Source organism: Paracoccus fistulariae, from assembly GCF_028553785.1.
Lineage (GTDB): Bacteria > Pseudomonadota > Alphaproteobacteria > Rhodobacterales > Rhodobacteraceae > Paracoccus > Paracoccus fistulariae.
In genome coordinates this window covers 978509-999952 of record NZ_CP067136.1, presented here as the reverse complement: position 1 = coordinate 999952, position 21444 = coordinate 978509, and the positions used below count along the sequence as shown (strand labels likewise).

Sequence of the window (21444 nt, the reverse complement as noted above, 5' to 3'; positions counted from 1 at the left end):
CCTCGTCAAGCTTTTGAGCGGATCATATCTGGCAGCCGCATCCTTTGCAGCCCGCAAACGCAACTTCGCTAAGAGGTTGCGTCCTTTGGGCCGCAGTCGGGAACGGGCTGGACTTATTCGGTCGCCTCGCCGGAGTCCGCGCCAGTGGTGGCTGGCGTGGTGGTCGGTGGCGTTGCGGGCAGGACCATGGTCGGCGCCGGGACCGAGGGCTTGGTGGTCGCCGGGGTGGCGGTCGTGCTGTCCTGTGTGGCCGTGCTGGCGGCGGGGGTGCTGCTTTCGGCCGGGGCTTCCGTCTCCGTGCTGGCCGTTGCTGCCGCCGTGCTTGCTGCAGCCGTGCTTGCTGCCGCCGTGCTTGCGGCTGCGGGCGCCGCTGCCGGGCGGGCGGCAGGTTTCGGCGCGCTGCGGCGTTTGGGGGTGGCGGCCTTGGGCTGTGCCGGGGCAGGGGCGCGGGTGGCCGCGACAGCCTGCGCCACCTCGGCCGAGGCCGGGCCCGCGCAGCCTTCTTCCCGCTTGCCGCCGGTCGTCAGCACGGCGGTCATCGGGAAACGCTCACCCGACATCGAGTCGCGGCATTCGGTGCCGCGAATGTTCAGCGCGAAGGGCCGACCGCCCCGCACGCCGATATATTCCACGCCCTTGGCAAAGGTCAGACGCTCGACCCGGATGGCCTGACCGCGCTGATTTTCGGGTGTTTTGTAGATCGCGGTGCTGCCTGCGACATCGACCGACCAGAAGGGCTCATTCCCGCGGGCGGTGAAGGCCTGGGTGTTATAGGTCACCCGCTCGGCGGTCGACACGGGGCGGCTGCCGCCACCGGTTTCGATCGGCTGTTCCAGCGGCGAGACGGCAGGCGCGCGCGGCGTGGCCGGGGCTTCGGCCTGGGCATCAGGGCTGAGGTTGAAACCGGTGCCTTCGCAGGCGGCAAGCGGCAAGATCATCAGGGCGACAAGGGCAAGGCGCGAAGACATTCAGGAACCTTTTTTGATTTTGATCACTGTCATGCAAGCGTTAGCAACCTACACCATCCGGGGCAAGCGCGGTGCGGGATCTGCAGCGACGCTTCGCCAGCACGGGCCGTGCCCCGTCTCAGCAATTCGGGACGTTGACCGCCAGCCCGCCCAATGAGGTTTCCTTGTATTTCTCGGACATGTCATTGCCGGTCTGGCGCATGGTTTCGATGGCTGCGTCCAACGGCACGAAATGCTGCCCGTCGCCGCGCAGTGCCAGGCTGGCGGCGCTGACGGCCTTGATCGCGCCCAGACCGTTACGCTCGATGCAGGGCACCTGCACCAATCCCTTGACCGGATCGCAGGTCATGCCAAGGTGGTGTTCCAGCGCGATTTCCGCTGCATTTTCAATCTGCTCTGATGTGCCGCCCAGAACGGCGGCCAGACCTGCGGCGGCCATGGCGCTGGCGCTGCCGACCTCGGCCTGACAGCCGCATTCCGCGCCCGAGATCGAGGCGTTATGCTTGATCAGCCCGCCCACCGCCGCGGCGGTCAGCAGGAAATCGGGCAGGTCGCGTTCCGAGGCGCCGGGCACGTGATCCAGCCAATAGCGAATGACGGCAGGCAGCGTGCCCGCCGCGCCATTGGTGGGCGCCGTCACGACCTGTCCGCCGGCCGCGTTTTCCTCGTTCACGGCCATGGCATAGGTGGACATCCAGTCATTGATCACATGCGGCGCGGTCAGGTTCATGCCGCGCTCGGCCATCAATTTATCGTGGATCCCCTTGGCACGGCGGCGCACATTCAGACCACCGGGCAGGATGCCGTCCTGTGTCAGCCCGCGATTCATGCAGTCGCGCATCACCTGCCAGATCTGGTCCAGCCCCTGACGCAGATCGGCATCGCTGCGATAGACCAACTCGTTCTCGCGCTTCATCTGGGCAATGGATTTGCCGGATGCGCGCGACATTTCCAGCATCTCGGCGGCGGTGGCAAAAGGGAAGGGCACCTTGGACACCGCATCGCTGCGGCTTTGATCGGCCTTCTGGGCCAGTTCCTCATCGGTCAGCACGAAGCCACCGCCGACCGAGTAATAGATCTGGTGATAAATCACGTCGCCCTGCGCATCGGTGGCCGACAGCGTCATGCCATTGGCATGGCCGGGCAGGGCCTGATCGAAATCGAAGCGCAGATCGCGTTCCGGATCGAAGGCCAGATCGCCGATCCCCTCGACCGGCAGAACCTTCGTGCGGCGGTTTTCCTCCAGCGCGGCCTCGGCGGCCTCGGCATCCATGGTGGCGGGCACGAAGCCCGCCAGCCCCAGGATCGTGGCGCGATCGGTGGCGTGGCCTTTTCCGGTAAAGGCCAGGCTGCCATGCAGGCTTGCCTTCAGCCCCTGCGGCTTGAAAGGCTGCTGCCGCAGCGCGTCCAGAAAGCGCGATCCCGCGACCATCGGTCCCATGGTATGGGATGAGGACGGGCCAACGCCTATTTTGAACATGTCAAAGACGGACAGGAACATGAGACCCCCTTGCTGCTTTGCCCGCCAGTTAATCATGGGCACCCGGACCCCGCCAGTGCCGAAGCGACCCGATGACGGGGTGCGAACGACATGGCCGGGACTTTTCTTCTGCCATTGATTTGGGCGGCGCGCCTAATTATTAGGCAGAGATTCCGATTGTCCTGTGATCCGTATATTCGCCCTGTCGCCTCGACCTTGCGGTGGGGGCGCGGCGCGTAAAGGAACAAGCCATGACCCGAACTGCCCCGATCATCCTTGGTGACACGCCGCTGGGCGCGCCGGTCTTTCTGGCGCCGATGGCGGGCATCACCGACCTGCCGTTCCGCCGCGCGGTGGCGCGGTTCGGGGCGGGGCTGATGGTCAGCGAAATGGTCGCCTCGACAGAGATGGTGACGCCGCGCCCCTCGACCCGCGCGGCGGTGCGCGCCAAGGCCCTGACCGAGGGCGCGCTGCCGGTTTCCGTGCAGATCGCCGGGCGCGAGGCCGGGGCGATGGCCGAAACAGCGCGCATCGTGGAAGGCATGGGCGCGCGGATCATCGATATCAATATGGGCTGCCCGGCCAAGAAGGTGACGGGCGGGCTGTCAGGTGCGGCGCTGATGCGCGATCTGGACCATGCATTGACGCTGATCGACGCCGTGGTGGCTGCGGTCACGGTCCCCGTCACGCTGAAGATGCGGCTTGGCTGGGACGAGGATTGCCTGAACGCGGCCGATCTGGCCGGGCGCGCCCGCGATGCCGGGGTGCGCATGCTGACGGTGCATGGCCGCACGCGGGCCCAGTTCTACAAGGGGCAGGCGGATTGGTCGCGGATCCGCGCGGTGGCGAAGCTGACCGGGCGTCCGCCGCTGGTGGCCAATGGGGATATCGTCGATGCGGCCTCGGCCCGGGCGGCGCTGGTGGCCTCGGGGGCCGAGGCGGTGATGGTCGGTCGCGGCGCGCAGGGCGCGCCCTGGCGTCTGGCGCGGATTGCGCATGAATTGCACGGAACGCCCGCGCCAGAGGTGCCGACCGGGCAGGCGCTGGCCGATCTGGTCGAAGAGCATTACGAAGACATGCTGGATTTCTATGGCCCCGATCTGGGCCTGCGCGTCGCGCGCAAGCATCTGGGCTGGTATGCGACGGAAAACCACGCCCCGCTGCGGGCGGAATTGCTGCGGGCCGACAGCGTGGCGGCGACAATTGCCCTGATCCGTCAGGCCTTTGCCGACGCCCCGGGCGAGGGTGCAGGGATGCGCGCCGCATGACCCGCCCGGATCCGTCCTGCCTTGCCCTGGCGCAACCCGGTCCCGGCTGGAACAGCCTGCCGCTGCCCGCGCTGATCCTTGATCCGGACGGATGCGTGGTGGCGATGAACGACGCCGCCGAAATCTGGCTGAACCTGTCGCGCAATTCCGCCCTGGGCAAGAAGCTGGCCGGGGATGAGATGTCCAAGCGGCTGCGCATCCTGCCCTCCATCACGCCGGTGGTTCAGCGCGTCATGGCGCTGGATGAGGCGCTGTATCAGCCCAATGTCTGTTTCGAGATCGGCGACCGCGCGGGCGGGCATCTGGATCGCTTTGCGGTGGTCCATGCCGGACCGGCAGGCGCAAGCGGCGGCGCGGTCAGCCTGTTGATGGTGCCGATGGACGATGCCGGGATGCAATTGCAATCGCGCGCCGTCCGCAGCGCCGCGCGCAGCGCCATCGGCATGGCCGAGATGCTGGCGCATGAGATAAAGAACCCGCTGGCCGGGATCCGGGGCGCGGCGCAGCTGATCGCGATGGGCGCCACGCCCGAAGATCGCGACATGGCCGAGATGATCGTCAGCGAATCGCAGCGGATCGTGGCGCTTCTGGATCAGGTCGAACGCTTTGGCGACACCTCGGCCCCCAAATTGCAGCCGGTGAATGTCCATGACGTGCTGGAGCGGGTGCGCCGCTCGGCCGCGGTGGGCTTTGCCAGGGATATCGCGATCGCGGCCGATTACGATCCCTCGCTGCCCATGGCGCTGGCCGATGCGGATCAGCTGATGCAGGTCTGCCTGAACCTGATCAAGAATGCGGCCGAGGCGCTGGCGGGCAGCGCAAATCCGCAGATCCGGCTGCGCAGCTATTACGATCACGCGCTGCGCAAGCTGCCCGATGACGACAACCCCACGGGCCGCCCGCTGCCCCTGCAGATCGAGCTAGAGGATAACGGGCCGGGCCTGCCGCAAAGCATCGCCGATCAGGTGTTCGAGCCTTTCGTCTCGGGCCGTGAAAACGGCACCGGTCTTGGCCTGGCGCTGGTCAGCAAGATCATCACCGATCACGGGGCGCTGATCCGCGTTGACAGCCGCCCCGGCCGCACCATCTTTCGCATATCGCTACCCAAAGCCTGAGGATCGCTTTCATGGACGGAACCGTTCTAATCGCCGATGATGACCGCACAATCCGCACCGTTCTGACCCAGGCCCTGACCCGCGCGGGCTGCCGCGTTCATGCCACGGGCAGTCTGGCGCAACTGTCGAAATGGGTCGAGGAAGGCCGCGGCGATCTGGTCATCACCGATGTGATGATGCCCGATGGCAACGGCATCGACCGTATTCCCGCGATCCGTCGGGCGCGGCCCGATCTGCCGGTGATCGTGATTTCGGCCCAGAATACCATCGTCACGGCCATTCGCGCCAATGAGGCCGAGGCCTTCGAATATCTGCCCAAGCCCTTCGATCTGCCGGATCTGATGAGCAAGGCCAATCAGGCCCTGTCCCGCCGCCCGCGCCGGTCCGATCAGCCGCCCGAGCCCGCGCCCGAGGTTCAGGACAGCGCCGATCCCGCCATGCCACTGATTGGCCGTGCCCCGGCCATGCAGACCCTGTTCCGGATGATCGCACGGGTGCTGAATGCCGATCTGCCGGTGCTGATCGCGGGCGAGGCCGGAGTGGGCAAGACCACCATTGCGCGGTCTTTCCATGACCTGTCGGACCGGCGCGATCGCGGGCTGGCCTTTCTGACCGCCGCCGATGCCGGGGAAGAGGTCATCTTTCGCGCTGCCGAGAAGGCGCGCGGCGGCACGATCATCGTCGAAAATCCGGCGGGTTTCGATCCGGCAGCGCAGGCCCGGCTGATCGGGCTGATCGAGGCCATGGAAAGCGCCGTTGGCCGCGAGGATTCGCCGCGCATCGTGGCCACGACCGGGCCGGATCCGATGGCGGATGTCTCGGCCGGGCGATTGCGCTCGGATCTCTATTACCGGCTGGCGGGGATCACGGTTCTGGTGCCGCCGCTGCGGGCGCGGGTGGACGATATCCTGCCCTTGGCCAACCATCTTCTGGCCCGCGCTGCTGCGCAGGGCCTGCCCGAACGCAGCCTCGGCGATGCCGCCGCCAGCCTGTTGCGGGCCCACGGCTTCCCCGGCAATGTGCGAGAGCTGGAAAACACGATGCGGCGGCTGGCGCTGACCGCCAGCGCGGCGGCGATCTCGGGGACCGAGATGCAGGGCGCGCTTGGCCAGCAGGGCGCCGCGCTGCCTGCCACCCCGGTCGAGACCCGGGGCGCGGCGGCGGGCATGGCACCGGCTGCGGCAACGGGACGTCTGTCGGACACGGTCGAGGCGCATCTGCAGCGTTACTTCGATCTGCACGGGGATTCGCTGCCGCCGCCGGGACTTTACGACCGGATCCTGCGCGAAATCGAACGTCCGCTGCTGCAGGTGGCGCTGGACGCGACCGGCGGCAATCAGCTTCGTTGCGCCGATTTGCTGGGAATTAACCGCAATACTTTGCGCAAGAAGCTGACCGACCTGAATATCGAGGTGACACGCAGGCGCAAACTGATGTAAAACCGCCACAGCAGGTCGTTGAACCGTAACGGCCCTGCAACAGTTGAAGCCGCAGAAGACGGCAGTGGTGAGGGTTATGGCAGAGTCCGCAACTGGGCTAGGGTGGGACAGGCTTGCTCGGATCAGGCTGCCAAGGCAATGGCGCGGCGTGATGAGCGTCGGCATGCTGTCGCTTGGGGCCTTTCTGGCCATCGCGACCATGACCGTGCTGGGCCCGCTGTCCGAGGGCACGCAAAGCCGGATGCTGCGCGTCATCCTGCTGCTGGACCTGATCTATCTGATTGTGCTCACCTGCTTTGTCGTGATCCGCATGGCCAAGCTGATCTCGGACCGGCGCCGCTCTGCTGCCGGGTCGCGGCTGCATGCGCGGCTGGTGCTGATCTTCGCGCTGGTGGCGCTGATCCCGACCGTGCTGATCGCGCTGTTCGCCGGGCTTTTGGTGAATATCGGGCTGGAGGGCTGGTTTTCCGGGCGGGTTCAGCAGGTGGTCCTGACCTCTCAGGCCGCGGCCGAGGCCTATCAAGAGGAACATCGTCGCGATCTGAGCCAGGATGCCCGCGCGCTGGCCGGGATCCTGACGCAGGCCGGGCAGGCCAATGCGCTGATCGATGACGGCCAGATGCGGCAATTGCTGGTGCAGGGGCAAAGCCTGATCCAGCGCGGGCTGCGCGAGGCCTATATCATCAATGGCGCGGGCGAAATCCGGGCGCGGGGCGAACGCAGCTATCTGTTCTGGTACAAGGAACCGACCAGCACGCAACTGGATCAGGCGCAATCGCAGGGGCTGACCCTGATCGAAGATTGGCCGAATAACGAATTCCGCGCCCTTGTCGCGCTGCCGCCGCTGGCCGATCGCTATCTTTACATCACCCGCGTGGTGGATGGCGATCTGCTGGGGCTGCTGGACGATACCCGCGCGACAGTGGGCGATTATCGGCAGCTGGAACAGACGCGCGGGCAGGTTCTGCTGGAATTTTCTCTGGTTTATCTGGGCTTTGCGCTGCTCTTGGTCGCGGCTGCCATCTGGATGGGCCTGTGGTTCGCCAGCCGGTTGTCGCGCCCCATCGGCCAATTGGCCATCGCCAGCGAACAGGTCGGGCGCGGCAATCTGGATCTCCAGATCCCCGAAGCCCAGACCGGGGACGAGATCCAGACTTTGGGCGAAGCGTTCAACCGCATGACCCGGCAGCTCAAGGCGCAGCGGCTGGAACTGATGGACAGCTATCGCATCACCGATGAACAGCGACGGCTGTTCGACAATGTGCTGAGCTCGGTCACCTCGGGGGTGATCGGGCTGGATGCCGCCGGAGAGATCGATTTCGTCAACCGCTCGGCCAGTCGCCTGCTGGGGCTGGATGCGCGGGGCGATATCGACGCGCTGCTGTCCGAGGCCGTGCCGGAATTCGCGCCGCTTTTCGACCGGCTGTCCGGCTCGGTCGCGGAATCGGTGCAGGATGAGATCCGGCTGAGCCGCGAGGGGCGGGTGGAAAGCCTGCTGGTGCGGATGGCGGTGCGGCGGGACGCGGAAGGGCAGCTGGAAGGCTATGTGGTGGCCTTTGACGATGTGACCGAGTTGGTCAGCGCCCAGCGGATGGCCGCATGGGGCGATGTCGCCCGCCGCGTCGCGCATGAGATCAAGAACCCGCTGACCCCGATCCAGCTTTCGGCGGAACGGCTGCGCCGCAAATTCACGCCGATGGTGACCAGCGAGGATGAGAAAGCCTCGGTCGATCAATATGTCGATGTGATCATCCGCCAGACCACCGACCTGCGCCGCATCGTCGATGAATTCAGCCGCTTTGCGCGCATGCCCGAACCGGATCGCCGCGAAACCGATATCGCGGCCCTGCTGCGCGAGGTGGTCCTGTTGCAGCAGGATGCGCTGAAAGGGGCGCTGTCGGTGCAGATCCCCGATCAGCCGGTGATCGTCGATTGCGATGCCGGGATGATGCGGCAATCCTTTACCAATCTTCTGAAGAATGCCGGTGAAGCGGTTGATGAGAAGGCAGAAAATCCGCCAGAGGACTGGCAGGCCAGCGTCGATGTCAGCCTTGAGGTTGATCACGACAGCGTTACCATCCGCATCATCGATAACGGGCCGGGCCTGCCTGCCGACCGCTCGCGCCTGTTTGAACCCTATGTGACGATGAAATCGACCGGCACCGGGCTTGGCCTGCCCATTGTCAAGAAGATCGTCGAGGAGCATGGCGGCAGCCTGATCCTGACAGATGCGCCGGACAGGACCGGCGCCATGGCCGAGATCCGCTTGCCCCGGGAACGAAACCCGGTGCGTGGGGCTCAACGCAAAAACAAGCAAGAAACCAATGAGGCGGCTATATGACGAATGATATTCTTATCGTCGATGACGAAAGGGACATCCGCGAACTGATTGCCGATATCCTGAAGGATGAAGGCTTCGACACACGCCTGGCAGCAAATTCCGATCAGGCGATCCATGAACTGAACGAGCGTGAACCGGATCTGATGATCCTTGATATCTGGCTGAAGGACAGCCGGATGGACGGGATCGACATTCTGAAACAGGTCAAGCGCAACAATCCCGATGTGCCGGTAATCATCATCTCGGGCCACGGCAATATCGAAATCGCGGTCGCCGCGATCCGGCAGGGGGCCTATGATTTCATCGAAAAGCCCTTCAACATCGACCAGCTGATGGTGGTGATCAACCGGGCGATGGAAACCAGCCGGTTGCGCCGCGAAAACAGCAATCTGCGCCGCGGCGGCGAACGCCTGGGCGAGATGCTGGGTCAGTCCACGGCCTTCAAGCGGTTGCGCGACAATCTGGACAAGGTCGCGAAATCCAATGGCCGGGTGATGCTGGCCGGCGAACCGGGCACGGGCAAGGAAATGGCCGCGCGCTATATCCATGCCCACAGCCCGCGCGTGCATGCGCCCTTCATCACCGTGCCCTGCGCCACCATCGAGCCAGAGCGGATGGAAGAGGTTCTGTTCGGCCGCGAAAGCCCCGAACGCGGGGTCGAGCCGGGCCTGCTGGAAGAGGCGCATGGCGGCGTCATCTATTTCGACGAAGTGGGTGATATGCCCTTGGGAACGCAGCCGAAAATCCTGCGTGTCCTGACAGAACAGCAATTCACGCGGGCAGGCGGATCGGACCGGGTGCGGGTGGATCTGCGGGTGATTTCCTCGACCAACCGCGACCTGCCGACCGAGATCGCCGCCGGGCGCTTCCGGCAAGAGCTTTACGACCGGCTGAATGTCGTACCGGTGGCGGTGCCCTCGCTTGCCGAACGCCGCGAGGATATCGCCCTTCTTGCCACGCATTTCATCGAGCAGTTTCAGACCAGCCAGGGACTGACGCCGCGCGATCTGCCCGAAGACACGGTGGCGGCGCTGCAATCCATGCGCTGGCCGGGCAATATCCGCCAGCTGCGCAATATCATCGAACGCGTCCTGATCCTGGCCGAGGGCTCTGGCCCGATCCAACCGACCGAGCTGGAACCGCAGGGTGCGACACCGGATAACAGTGACGCGCTGAGCCTTGGCCCGCAGATCACCGCCATGGCCCTGCGCGAAGCCCGCGAGATGTTCGAGCGGGAATATCTGCTGGCCCAGATCAATCGCTTCGGCGGCAATATCAGCCGAACCGCGCAATTCGTCGGGATGGAGCGCAGCGCCCTGCATCGCAAGCTGAAATCGCTGGGCGTCGTGGGCGGCGTGCGGGCCGAGGAAGAGATGATGGCAGGGAAATGATCACTCGGCCTGCCAGACCGGATCTGGTCCCTTCGGGATCCCGTTCTGGCAGGTCACCGGGGTGTCCGGGAAATCGAAACCGGACGTCTCCGGGTTCAGGGTAAAGACCTGCAGCGGCAGAACCGCATTCGCCGCCGCGACCGAGCCATCCTGCATCTGTGTCACCATCTGCGACAGATCGTCGGAAAAGACCAGCCTTTCATAGCTGTAGCTGCGGATATCGCGATAACGCGGCGGCGGGATGTGCAGGACAAGATCGACAAATCCCCGCCCGCACAGATGGCTGCGCTGCAGATACAGGCGGTCGGGCCGGATCGGTGATCCTGCGTCCCACAGGAATTGACGTGTTTCGCCCCTCGCCTTGTTCGTGGTGAGGATAAGATAGGTCACGTCGTCAATGGCTTCGACGGCGATCCTGAGATCCTCCGTCTCGATGAATTGCGGGTTGGCCGAATAGACCTCTTGCCCCTCTGTGATCTGCGTGCGGGCTTGCGGGGCAAGGCTCAGCACAGCGAAGGCAATCAGGGTGGTGCGGATCATGGGGCGTGGTATCCGGTTCTGGTGGCAGGCCTGCGCGGCTGGTGCAAGGCAACAGGTCGGCCCGAACCGAAACCCGTGGTTGCGTGTTCCTTCTGGCGGGCTTAGGCACTAATCTGCAAAATATCCAACGGCGCAAGAGGGCCAGCATGAAGATCATCATTTGCGGCGCGGGGCAGGTGGGCTGGCAGATCGCCCGGCATCTGTCGGGTGAACGCAACGATGTGACGGTGATCGATAATAATGGCGAGTTGATCCGCCGCGCGACCGATGCGCTGGACGTGCGCGGCGTGACCGGTTTTGCCAGCCATCCCGACGTTCTGGATCAGGCCGGAGCAAGGGACGCTGATCTGATCATCGCCGCGACCCATTCGGATGAGGTGAACATGGTCACCTGTCAGGTCGCGCATTCGGTCTTTCAGGTGCCGCGCAAGATCGCGCGCCTGCGCAGCGGGGCCTATCTGGACGCGCTTTATTCGGATCTGTACCGCACCGATCACCTGCCCATCGACGTGGTCATCAGCCCGGAACGAGAGGTGGCCAAGGCCGCCCTGCAACGCCTGTCCGCCCCCACGACCTTCGATGTCGAGACCTTCCTGAAAGGCAAGGTTCAGCTTCTGGGCATCCTGCTAGATGAGGATTGCCCGGCGCTGAATACCCCGCTGCGGCAGCTGGATGAGATCTTTTCAAGCCTGCGGGCCATTGTGGCGGGCGTGCGCCGCGATGGCCGCCTGTTCGCGCCCGAGGCCAATGACCAGCTCTTCGCGGGCGATCAGATCTATATCCTGACCCATACCGACGACGTCACCCGCACGCTTGAGATTTTCGGCAAGCCGCCGCAGAAACAGGAAACGCTGGTGATCGTCGGGGCCGGGAATGTCGGTCTGGTGGTGGCGCAGAAGCTGGAATCCCGGCACGAACGCATCCGCACGAAACTGATCGAGCGTGACCGGCACCGGGCCGAATATGCCGCGGATCATCTGGAACGCACCATTGTCCTGAATGGGGACGGGCTGTCGGCCGAACTGCTGGAAGAGGCCGCCGTCCAGACCACCGACGCCGTGCTGGCCGTGACCGAGGATGACAAGACCAATATCCTCGTCTCGATCCGCGCCAAGCAGGCCGGGGCCAAGATGGCCATTGCGCTGATCAACGACCCGACGCTGGTGCCCTTGATGAGCGCGCTGGACATCGACGCCTATATCAACCCGCGCGCCACGACCGTCTCGACCATCCTGCGCCATATCCGTCATGGCCGCGTCCGCGATATCTATTCCATCGGCGATGCCGAGGCCGAGGTGATGGAGGCGCAGGTGCTGTCCACCTCGCCCATGGCGGGGCGCGCGATCCGCGATATCGAATTCCCCGAAGGCGCGCTGATCGGCGCGGTGCAAAAGGGCGACAAGGTGATCAAGCCCTTGCCCGACACCCGCATTGAAGAGGGCGATATCGTTCTGATCTTCGCCATGACCGACGATGTTCCCGAAGTCGAGCGCCTGTTGCAGGTCTCGATCGACTTTTTCTAGGGGCGCGGGGCGGTGTCCTTCTTCCTGCGCCTTCCGATCCTGGTGATGCTGGCCATCATCACGGCGCTGTCGATGCTGATCCCGGCCATCTATGCCTCGGTCACCGATCACCATGTCATCGCCCGCAGCTTCTTTTACTGGGCGCTGCTGATCATCGTCATCTCGGGCATGATCGGGCTGGCGGCGATTTCCACCCGCAAGCGCCTGTCGGCCTTCGAAACCCTGCTGAACATGCTGGCGGTCTATTGCGTGCTGCCGGTGATCATGGCCTTGCCCTTTGCCGAAAGCCTGCCCGATACCGGCGTGTTCAACGCCTGGTGGGAGATGCTGTCATCGCTGACCACGACCGGCGCCTCGTTATATTCGGCGGATCTTCTGCCGACGCCGCTGCATCTGTGGCGGGCGCAGGTGGGCTGGATGGGCGGCTTCCTGATCCTTGTCGCCGCTGTCGCCATTCTGGAACCGCTGCGGATCGGCGGCTTTGAAATTGTCGCCACACCCTATGGACGCAACGAATATTTCGAGCGTCTGCCGCAATCGGAACAGCCACGGACGCTGCAGCCGCACCTGTCCTCGCCCGAGTTTCACACCCGGCTGACCGATCCGCGCTATCGTCTGACGCGTCTGGCGGTGGCGGTCTTTCCGATTTACGGCGGATTGACGCTGGCCCTTTGGGTGATCCTGCTGATGGCGGGCGACGACTCGCTCGTTGCGCTGTGCCGCGCGATGGGCACCATGTCCACCAGCGGGATTTCCCCGGTGATCGGGCCGGTGGGCGCCAATACCGGCTTCGTCGGGGAATTCGCGGTCTTTGCCTTCCTGATCTTTGCGCTGTCCCGCCGCTTCTGGCCAGGCGGGAATGAACTGCGCGTGACTGAACAGCTGTGGGACGATCCGGAACTGAAGCTGGCCACGGCATTGATCATGTCCGTCGCCATCGTGCTGTTCCTGCGCCATTTCCTGGGCGCTGCGGCCGCCATCGGAGAGCCCGGACCAGAGACGGGCATGCTGTTCGATCTGCAACAATCTTTCGCCGCCTTCTGGGGCGGGCTGTTCAATGCCATGAGCTTTCTGACCACGACGGGGTGGAACTCGATCGACTGGCAGGGCGCGCGCGCCTGGTCGGGCATCAGCTCTCCGGGGCTGATCCTGGCGGGGCTGGCCATGATGGGCGGCGGCGTGGCGACCACGGCGGGCGGGGTCAAGCTGTTGCGGGTCTATGCGCTGGCCTCGCATGGCCATCACGAGATGGAAAAGATCATCCACCCGCATGGGATCGCGGGCGGCGGCCGCTTTGCCCGCAGGCTGCGCCGCGAGGGTGCCTATCTGTCCTTCATCTTCTTCATGCTCTTTGCGGCTTCGATCGCGCTGACGGTGGTGCTGGTGTCGATCCAGCAGCTGGAGATCGAAACCGCCACAATCCTGTCCGTGGCGGCGCTGACGAATACCGGGCCGCTGGCCGCCGCGATCCCGCTGACCCCGGCATTCGAAAGCACGGCCGGCGTCGCCTCGGCCCCGTGGGAGGGCTGGTCGGGCCTGCCCGTCTTTACCAAGGTGGTGCTGGCGGGGGCGATGGTTCTGGGGCGGCTGGAAACGCTTGCGATCCTGGCGCTGCTGTCGCCCGAATTCTGGCGCAAATAGGTCCGCATCAGCCAGAGCTTGCGGCGGGCGCGGTCTGGCTGCTGCCGTCTTGCTCTGCCGCAGGTTGATAATTGATCGTTCGCCAGCCGATGAAGACTGACAGGACTGTGGCAAATACCACAGCAGTTAGCGCGATAACAAAAAGAATTTTCCGCATCAGCTGCAAATCGGCCTGCTTCCTGTTGTAGGGTGATTCCCGGACTTGATAGGCTAGTGTCGCAACTTGTTGCATGGTTGGCACCGCTGGCCTAGATATCGAAAAGAAACACAAAAAACAAAACCGGGAACGTAGCATGGCAAGCGACAGACAGAACCTTCAGGACGCCTTCCTGAATCATGTGCGCAAGGCCAAGGTGCCGGTGACGATCTTTCTGATCAACGGCGTCAAGCTTCAGGGTGTGATCACGTGGTTTGACAATTTCTGCGTGCTTTTGCGTCGCGACGGGCAGTCGCAGCTGGTCTACAAGCATGCCATCAGCACGATCATGCCCGGACAGCCGATCTCGCTTTACGAAGGCGACGACTGATTGGCTGAACCCACCTCAACCGAGGCGAAACCGACCCGCGCCTTCGTGCTGCATCCCGAACTTGCCTCGGGTCGCACGCAGCGCCGCGAGGCCAAGCATGCGCTGGCCGAAGCCGTGGCCCTGGCCGAGGCGCTGCCGGGGATCGAGATTGTCGGCAGCGATGTCGCCCGCCTGCGCAAGCCCGATCCGGGCCGCCTGTTCGGCAAGGGCAAACTGGCCGAGATCGGCGCGCGGCTGAAGGAAGACGAGGTTGAGCTGGTGCTGATCGACGGCCCGGTGACGCCTGTGCAGCAGCGCAATCTGGAACAGGACTGGGGGGTCAAGCTGCTGGACCGCACCGGGCTGATCCTTGAAATTTTTGCCGATCGCGCCCGGACGCGGGAAGGTGTGCTGCAGGTGGAACTAGCGGCCTTATCCTATCAGCGCACCCGTCTGGTCCGCGCCTGGACCCACCTGGAGCGCCAGCGGGGCGGATTGGGCTTTGTCGGCGGTCCGGGCGAAACCCAGATCGAGGCCGACCGCCGCGCCATTGATGAGCAGATGACCCGGCTGCGCAGGCAGTTGGAACGCGTGGTCAAGACCCGCACGCTGCACCGCGCCGCGCGGGCCAAGGTGCCTTATCCCATCGTTGCGCTGGTGGGCTATACCAATGCCGGGAAATCGACGCTGTTCAACCGCATGACCGGGGCCGAGGTGATGGCCAAGGACATGCTGTTTGCCACGCTGGACCCGACCATGCGCGCAATCCGTCTGCCCGATGCACAGGGCGGCGGGCAGGGGCGCAAGATCATCCTGTCGGACACGGTGGGCTTCATCAGCGATCTGCCGACCGAACTGGTCGCCGCCTTCCGCGCCACGCTGGAAGAGGTGCTGGAGGCCGATCTGATCCTGCATGTGCGCGATATCAGCCACCCCGAGACCGAGGAACAGGCCGCCGATGTGGCCGAGATCCTGGAATCGCTGGGCGTGGAAGAAGATGTCGCGCTGATCGAGGTCTGGAACAAGATCGACGCATTGTCGGCAGATACCCGCGCCGCCTTGCGCCGCACCGATGCGCGCAGGCAGGGCGTTCAGGCCGTCAGCGCGCTGACCGGAGAGGGGCTGGACGATCTGATCGCGGCCATCGACACGCAACTGTCGGACGCGCTGGATGAGCCGCGCGAAGCCGCGACCGTGACCCTGCCATTTTCGGATGGCCGCCGTCGCGCCTGGCTTCACGAGGCCGGCGTGGTCGAGCGGGAAGAGGCCGGGGAAAACGGCCTGACCTTCCACATCCGCTGGACCAGACGCCAGCAGGCCGGGTTCGAGGCGCTTGGCGCCGACGCTTAAAGCGTTTCGGGGTCAGGTCGATACATCTCCGCTTAGCCTGCCTGTCGCGCCAGCGACAGACGCTCAACGCGAAGCAGGACTGCCTTGACCTTAACCCAGAACGCTTCAGTCGGCCTTTGGCATCTCATGCGCCCAGGGAGGGTTTGCCCCGGCCCGCGACACCACGATTGCCGCCGCCTGCACCGCCGTTTTCAATGCATTGCCGATGATATCGGCATCAATGCTGTCCAGTCCCTGCTTGCTGAGCGCGCCCTGCTGATGCAGTCCGGCCAGAAAGCCCGCATTGAAGGTATCGCCCGCGCCGATGGTATCGACCACGGTGCTGCGCATGGATTTCACATTTACCGGTTCACCCGACCAATAGGCGGTTGCGCCATGTTCGCCCGCCGTGTGCAGCACCAGTTTCGGCCCGCTGGTCAGCAGCGATTGCGCGGCCTGTTCCGGCGACAGATCCGGGAACAGCCATTCGATGTCGTCCGAGGACAGCTTGACGATATCCACCATCGCCAGCAGCCGGTCCAGACGGGCGCGGAAGGCCTCGGGGTCATTCACGAAGAAGGGGCGGATATTCGGATCCATCATTACCGGCAGATCGGCATGGTTCTGCTGGATCAGTTTCTCGATCGTGCCGCCGCAGGGATCGGGGACAAGGCTGATGCCGCCGACAAACAGCGCCTCGACCCCGGCGGGCAGGGACGGCAGATCCTCTTGTGCGAAAAGACGCCCGGCCGAGCCCTCATCATAGAAGGAATAGCGCGCATTGCCGTCATCCAGCGTCACCAGCGCCAGCGTGGTCAGCCGATGGGTGCGCGGGCAGAGGTCGATGCTGACCCCGGCCTCGCGCAGGCGCTGCGACAGCTGTTCGCCAAAGGGATCGCGGCTCAGCGGCCACAGATAGCCCGTGGGGCGGCCCAGCCGACCAAGTGCAACGGTGGTGTTGAAGACCGCCCCGCCCAGATGCGGTGTGAAACTGCCGTCCTGCGGCACCATATCGATCAGCGACTCGCCCGCGCACAGGATCATGTCTTCCTCCCAACTGGCCTTCAATAGCCTTGAATAACGTAATCGGGCGATGGCACGCCCGAACCAAAATCGACATATCCGTTGGATGCGGCAAAATAGAGCAGGATTGCAAGCGCTAACAGTCCAGCAAATACAGCGCCGGCGATTTTCCAGGCGGACCAGGGACGTTCGCCCATGACCCGACCGGACTGGCCGTTGACGACAAAGCGATAGCTTTTGCCGTTATAGCGATAGGCGGCGGTCCAGACCGGCAGCAGGACATGTTTGAAAGTCTCGGCCGAATGCCGGGTGCTGATCCGGTCGACCCGCTGCACATCGCCGCCGATATCGCGGCGCGCGTCGTTCATGATCACACCGGCCATTTCGCGGCGCGCATTCTGATGCCCCTCGGCCAGAGGGATGGTATAGCCCTCGGCCTCAAGCCCGGCCAGATAATCCGGGCGATAGGGCCGCAGATGCGACAGATCCCAGGGGGTCAGCGCGTCGATAAAGCGCCGTGGCAGCGAGGCCGAGGCCAGCACCAGCACATCGTTGAAGCGCCGCGCGACCCTGCCCGCCGCACGACGCCAGCGGATCTTCTGAACCTGCTGCGCCACGCGCCGCGTCTCGCCGTCGACCAGCTGGGTGACATAGACGGTTTCGTAATAATAATCGCCGCGCTGGCCGGAATATTCGGATTGCGTATTGGCGTCGAAGGTCCAATAGGGCGAATAGACGCCGCGCAGCTTTTCGCCCTTGCGGGCATAGGCCACCAGCCCCGAAGGCGCGAACCACAGATCGCCCATCCAGTCCTCCATCGCGCGATGGGCCTGTTCCTCGGTCAGGCGAAAGGGCAGCACGCCCTGGGGCTTGATCTTGCGCGTGGTGCCGGTGTCGGTGACGACGGGCGTGGCGCAGAAAGGGCAGGTGCCGGAATGGTTTGCGCCGTCAAGTTCAAGTTGCGCGCCGCAATTGGGGCAGGACAGGGTGCGGATCTCAAGCGCGATCTCTGACCCCTTGTCCAGCCGCAGCCCCTGTTCCAGCGGGATCTCGACCAGTTCGGGGGATTTATGGCCCGCATCCCATTGCAAAGCACGCCCGGTTTCGGGATCGGCAAGGATCGCGGCCTCGCCCTCGGCCCCGCCGAGCGATTGCCGCGCGGGGGCGCGGCCGGGACCCTCGCCGATGCGCTGCTCATGCCCGCAATAGTCGCAGACCAGCACATCCTGCCCGGGCTGAAACCGCAGGCTGGCCCCGCAATTCTCGCAGGGATAGCGATATTCGGTCTGCGGCGTGGGCATTTATGACTGCGGCGGCAGGGGCGGCGGCATGGTGGTGAAAAGCTGGGCCAGCTCTGCCACATCATCGGCCTTTTGCCAGCCATCCTGCCCGGGCGTCCAGACCAGCGTGTCGCGGGTGAACTGACCCTCGCCCGCCAGTCGGCCCAGATGGCCGCGCCCGTAGGGCCCCTGCGGCTGACCGTCCAGCGCGATATGCCAGACGGTTTCGGCCTGCCGACCCGGCAGGGGTGGAGGTGCCACGGGCGCGCCCGTGGCCGCCTGCGGAACCGGTCCCCATGGCCCCGACGCCTGACGCGCGCCGACGCCCATGCCCATCGCGGCCCCCATCGCAGCCCCCATGCCCGCACCGGCGCCGCCCTGATTCTGGCTGGCATTCAGCATCGCCTCGCTTGCCGCATATTGGCCGAACCGGTCCAGATCGCCGATGATCCCCATCGAAGTGCGCTTGTCCAGGACCTTCTCGACCGCTTCGGGCAGGCTGATATTCTCGATATAGAATTCCGGCAGGGTCAGGCCGTATTCGCCGACGACCGGCGCGATGGCGCGGGCGACCAGCTTGCCCAACTCGTCGGTATTGGCGGCCATATCCAGCACCGGAATACCCGAACTGGCGATCATGCGCGAAAATTCCTGCACGATCACGTTGCGGATCTGAAACGTGATTTCGTCCGTGGTGAAATCGCCATCGGTGCCAACGATCTCGGCCATGAAGCGGGCCGGATCGGTGACCCGCATCGAATAGGTGCCAAAGGCGCGCAAACGCACCGGGCCGAATTCCGGATCCCGCGCCATGACCGGGTTTTTCGTGCCCCATTTCAGATCGTTGAAGCGGGTGGTGTTGACGAAATAGATCTCGGATTTGAAGGGAGAGCGGAAGCCGTGATCCCAGTGCTGCAGCCGTGTCAGGATAGGAAGGTTATTGGTTTCCAGCAGGTAGAGGCCGGGGCCAAAGACATCGGCCAGCTGCCCTTCATGCACGAACACCGCCGCCTGACCTTCGCGCACGGTCAGCTTGGCGCCGTATTTGATGGCCTTGCCGACGGTGGGAAAGCGATAGACCATCGTGTTGCGGGTATCGTCCGTCCATTCGATGATTTCGATGAACTCTCCGCCAAGAATGTCCAGAATACCCATGGCCGTTCCTTTTTCTGTGTCGTCATATGCGGGCGGGCCCTGCGTCTTTGGACAGCGCCGCCCGGTCCGGGGCAGGATACCGCCATTTGCGTCCCCATCGTCAAGTCGCGAAAGCCGGTCCTGTGGGCAGCCCGCTGCGAAACCGCGCGGTCAGGTCGAGGTTCCCAAAAGCTCTCTTGCGATGGTCAGCACGATGGGCCGTGCCTCGACCTCGGTCATGCCGGGGCGCAGGCGGCGGTCATAGAGGATCTGCAGCAGCAATTCGTCATGCCGGGTCAGAAGGGCGAATTCCTCATCATCGTTGAAGATCGAGGGCCGTGCGTTCGGGCTGTCATTGGACAGGCCAAGGCCCTGTGCCAGTTCCTCGTGGAAACAGGATTTGCGCAGCATCGGCGGCAGTTCCGCCCGGACCAGCGCCACGGCACGCGCATAGACCGCCGAATTGCCCCGCGAATAGGCAAAGACCGTGCAGTAATTCTGACGGTCCAGATCGCGGATCAGATCCACGTCAGAGGCGGGGATGCCGGGGACAAGCTGTTCCAGACGCGGGCCAAGGCTGCGACGCTCATCCTCGGTCAGCAGCAGGATGACGAAATTGCCGCTGATATCGACGACCTGCATCGGATGGCGCGTGACGCCTGACAGCCGCGCGGCATAATCGCTGACCTCGACCCGCACGGCGCGGCGCGTGGCCACATCGGTCGAGGCGCCGTATTCCAGTTGAAAGCGCACCGCGTCCTGCCAGCGCCGCAAGGGCGCCGACGTCGCGCCGGGCACCAGCCGGTCGCCATCACGCCGATATTCGTCATAGAGCGCGATTTCGATGAAATCCTGCGCCAGATGCTCGGCCGTAATCGGGGCGTCTTGCGGCACGCGATCGCGGCGCAGCCGACCCTCGGCCAGCAAGGCGGCCTCGGCCCGGGCATAGAACTCGCGATTGGCCGTGGTGCTGGCGCTGGCATTGCGCGCCGCCACTGCGGCGGCGGCATTGGCGGCGCGGTTACGTTCGGCGCGGGCCTTGCGCAGCCGCGCCTGTTCCGCAGCCTTCAGGTCATCCCCGGCCGCGACGGCAGGGCGCGGCGCCGGGCGCGGCGCCGTATCGGTCGGCGGCGCCTCGCTGCAGGCCGCAAGGGCCAGAAGCGCCGCAAGGGGCAGATGACGCAAAGAGGTCAGGGCGGAACGGTGGAACATGATACCCTTATCGGAGTTGCTGGCTGCCATCCGTCTGCCGCGCGGCGGTGGCCCGGGCCAGCGTGTCGCGCAGATCGGATTCCATCTTTTCCAGATCCTCTTCGGCGGCGGCGCGGCGGGCGCGCCCCTCATCCGCGATGCGAAGGCTGTCTTCGATGGTTGCGATCAGCTGAGCATTGGCGCTTTTGACGGATTCGATGTCAAAGACGCCGCGCTCGGTCTCGGCGCGAATCGTGGCATTGGCCTGACGCAGATTGTCGGCATTGCGGGTCAGCAGTTCGTTGGTCAGGTCGCTGGCTTCCTTGACCGCGCGGGCGGCCTCGCCACTGCGCTGGATGGTGACGGCCTGCGCCAGCTGGGTTTCCCACAGCGGCACGGTATTGACCAGCGTGCTGTTGATCTTGGTCACCAGCGATTTGTCATTTTCCTGCACCAGCCGGATCGAGGGCAGCGATTGCATCGTCACCTGCCGGGTCAGCTTCAGGTCATGGACGCGGCGTTCCAGATCGTCACGCGCGGCGCGCAGGTCGCGCAGTTCCTGCGCCTGCATCACCTGATCGTCTTCAGGCACGGATTTGACCCTGGCTTCCAGCGCGGGAATGGTCGTGCTGTCCAGTTCGGCCAGCTTCTCATTGCCCGCCGCGATATACAGCGCCAGTTCATCATAGAAATTCAGCGTCTGTTCATAAAGCTGATCCAGCGCCTTGATATCTTTCAGCAAAACGCCCTCATGGCGTTCCAGTTCAACCGTCACGCGGTCGATCTGGGTCTGCACCTCTTCATAATTGGCGACAAATTTCGCGAAGGGGGCCGAGCGTCCCAGCAGCTTTTCCCACCAGCTGCGCGTGCGCCGCATATCCAGTTCCGAGGTCGAAAAGCCGCGAATGGTGGTGACGATTTCGCGCAGGCTTTCGCCGGCCGGGCCGACATCCTTGCTTTTGACATCGGCCAGCATCTTCTGGCTGATCTCTTGCAGGCCCGCCTGCGCCCGCGTGCCGAACCGCACGATGGATCCGGTATCTTCCAGATTGATCTCATCCATGCGGCGGCGGACTTCGGCTGCGACCTGCGGATCGTGGGTCGGTGCGGGGGTGCTGTCCGATTCCGGTTCCGGCAGCACCACCGAGGTGACCTCTTCGATATCCTTCAAGGCAGCTTCTGCGCGGCGGCGCGTTTCATCGGTCATCGTCAATTCCTGTATGTCTGCGCCCCATGGGGCAAAGAAAGTGCGGGGCAAAGATGTTGCGTTGCAGC

18 protein-coding genes are annotated in these 21444 nt (G+C 64.5%); 9 read left to right on the top strand and 9 right to left on the bottom strand.

The features are described 5' to 3' along the window. Positions 1-113: 113 nt before the first annotated feature. Both JHX87_RS04950 and JHX87_RS04945 read right to left on the bottom strand, forming a co-directional pair. On the bottom strand, positions 114-968 hold the full coding sequence (locus JHX87_RS04950; RefSeq protein ID WP_271882830.1) for a COG3650 family protein: 855 nt from the start codon (positions 966-968) through the stop codon (positions 114-116). Positions 969-1086: 118 nt separating this feature from the next. After that, positions 1087-2469, bottom strand: coding sequence for an L-serine ammonia-lyase (locus tag JHX87_RS04945; protein WP_271882828.1), 1383 nt, complete (start codon positions 2467-2469; stop codon positions 1087-1089). A 230-nt stretch (positions 2470-2699) separates the two neighbouring features. Between JHX87_RS04945 and dusB the strand changes: the two genes are divergently transcribed. From dusB to ntrX, 5 genes are all read left to right on the top strand, one after another. After that, positions 2700-3716, top strand: a complete 1017-nt coding sequence (gene dusB / locus JHX87_RS04940; protein ID WP_271882826.1) for a tRNA dihydrouridine synthase DusB — start codon at positions 2700-2702, stop codon at positions 3714-3716. Continuing rightward, positions 3713-4831 carry a two-component system sensor histidine kinase NtrB gene (locus JHX87_RS04935; RefSeq protein WP_271882824.1) on the top strand — a complete coding sequence of 373 codons (1119 nt, stop codon included), beginning with the start codon at positions 3713-3715 and terminating at the stop codon, positions 4829-4831. Before dusB ends, JHX87_RS04935 begins: the two co-directional genes overlap by 4 nt. An 11-nt stretch (positions 4832-4842) precedes the next feature. Then, positions 4843-6270 carry a response regulator gene (locus JHX87_RS04930; protein WP_271882822.1) on the top strand — a complete coding sequence of 476 codons (1428 nt, stop codon included), beginning with the start codon at positions 4843-4845 and terminating at the stop codon, positions 6268-6270. A gap of 76 nt (positions 6271-6346) precedes the next feature. Next, positions 6347-8611, top strand: coding sequence for a sensor histidine kinase NtrY-like (locus JHX87_RS04925; RefSeq protein ID WP_377776006.1), 2265 nt, complete (start codon positions 6347-6349; stop codon positions 8609-8611). Beyond that, the gene (gene ntrX, locus JHX87_RS04920) at positions 8608-10002 is read left to right on the top strand and encodes a nitrogen assimilation response regulator NtrX (protein ID WP_271882818.1); all 1395 of its coding nucleotides are present in this window, start codon (positions 8608-8610) and stop codon (positions 10000-10002) included. Before JHX87_RS04925 ends, ntrX begins: the two co-directional genes overlap by 4 nt. On the opposite strand, the gene JHX87_RS04915 is transcribed toward ntrX, so the two are convergent. Beyond that, complete coding sequence (locus tag JHX87_RS04915; protein WP_271882816.1) at positions 10003-10542, bottom strand: hypothetical protein; 540 nt, start codon at positions 10540-10542, stop codon at positions 10003-10005. 146 nt (positions 10543-10688) lie between these two features. On the opposite strand from JHX87_RS04915, the gene trkA reads away from it, so the two are divergent. Both trkA and JHX87_RS04905 read left to right on the top strand, forming a co-directional pair. Next, entirely contained in the window at positions 10689-12065 is a 1377-nt protein-coding gene (gene trkA / locus JHX87_RS04910) for a Trk system potassium transporter TrkA (protein ID WP_271882815.1), read from the top strand. A gap of 12 nt (positions 12066-12077) precedes the next feature. Next, the gene (locus JHX87_RS04905) at positions 12078-13706 is read left to right on the top strand and encodes a TrkH family potassium uptake protein (protein ID WP_271882814.1); all 1629 of its coding nucleotides are present in this window, start codon (positions 12078-12080) and stop codon (positions 13704-13706) included. Positions 13707-13713: 7 nt separating this feature from the next. On the opposite strand, the gene JHX87_RS04900 is transcribed toward JHX87_RS04905, so the two are convergent. After that, the gene (locus JHX87_RS04900; RefSeq protein ID WP_271882812.1) at positions 13714-13938 is read right to left on the bottom strand and encodes a hypothetical protein; all 225 of its coding nucleotides are present in this window, start codon (positions 13936-13938) and stop codon (positions 13714-13716) included. Between the two features lie 61 nt (positions 13939-13999). On the opposite strand from JHX87_RS04900, the gene hfq reads away from it, so the two are divergent. Together hfq and hflX are read left to right on the top strand one after the other, a co-directional pair. Next, on the top strand, positions 14000-14233 hold the full coding sequence (gene hfq / locus JHX87_RS04895; RefSeq protein WP_271882810.1) for an RNA chaperone Hfq: 234 nt from the start codon (positions 14000-14002) through the stop codon (positions 14231-14233). Beyond that, the gene (gene hflX, locus JHX87_RS04890) at positions 14234-15562 is read left to right on the top strand and encodes a GTPase HflX (RefSeq protein ID WP_271882808.1); all 1329 of its coding nucleotides are present in this window, start codon (positions 14234-14236) and stop codon (positions 15560-15562) included. Positions 15563-15667: 105 nt separating this feature from the next. Here hflX and JHX87_RS04885 read toward each other — a convergent pair whose 3' ends face one another. From JHX87_RS04885 to JHX87_RS04865, 5 genes are all read right to left on the bottom strand, one after another. Beyond that, the gene (locus JHX87_RS04885) at positions 15668-16585 is read right to left on the bottom strand and encodes a carbohydrate kinase family protein (protein ID WP_271882806.1); all 918 of its coding nucleotides are present in this window, start codon (positions 16583-16585) and stop codon (positions 15668-15670) included. A 20-nt stretch (positions 16586-16605) separates the two neighbouring features. Next, positions 16606-17865, bottom strand: coding sequence for a TFIIB-type zinc ribbon-containing protein (locus tag JHX87_RS04880; RefSeq protein WP_271882805.1), 1260 nt, complete (start codon positions 17863-17865; stop codon positions 16606-16608). Then, complete coding sequence (locus JHX87_RS04875; protein WP_271882804.1) at positions 17866-18999, bottom strand: SPFH domain-containing protein; 1134 nt, start codon at positions 18997-18999, stop codon at positions 17866-17868. A gap of 150 nt (positions 19000-19149) precedes the next feature. Further along, positions 19150-20190: a DUF2927 domain-containing protein gene (locus JHX87_RS04870; protein ID WP_271882802.1), complete on the bottom strand. Its 1041-nt coding sequence runs from the start codon at positions 20188-20190 to the stop codon at positions 19150-19152. A 7-nt stretch (positions 20191-20197) separates the two neighbouring features. After that, positions 20198-21376, bottom strand: a complete 1179-nt coding sequence (locus JHX87_RS04865; protein WP_271882801.1) for a toxic anion resistance protein — start codon at positions 21374-21376, stop codon at positions 20198-20200. Positions 21377-21444 lie beyond the last annotated feature (68 nt).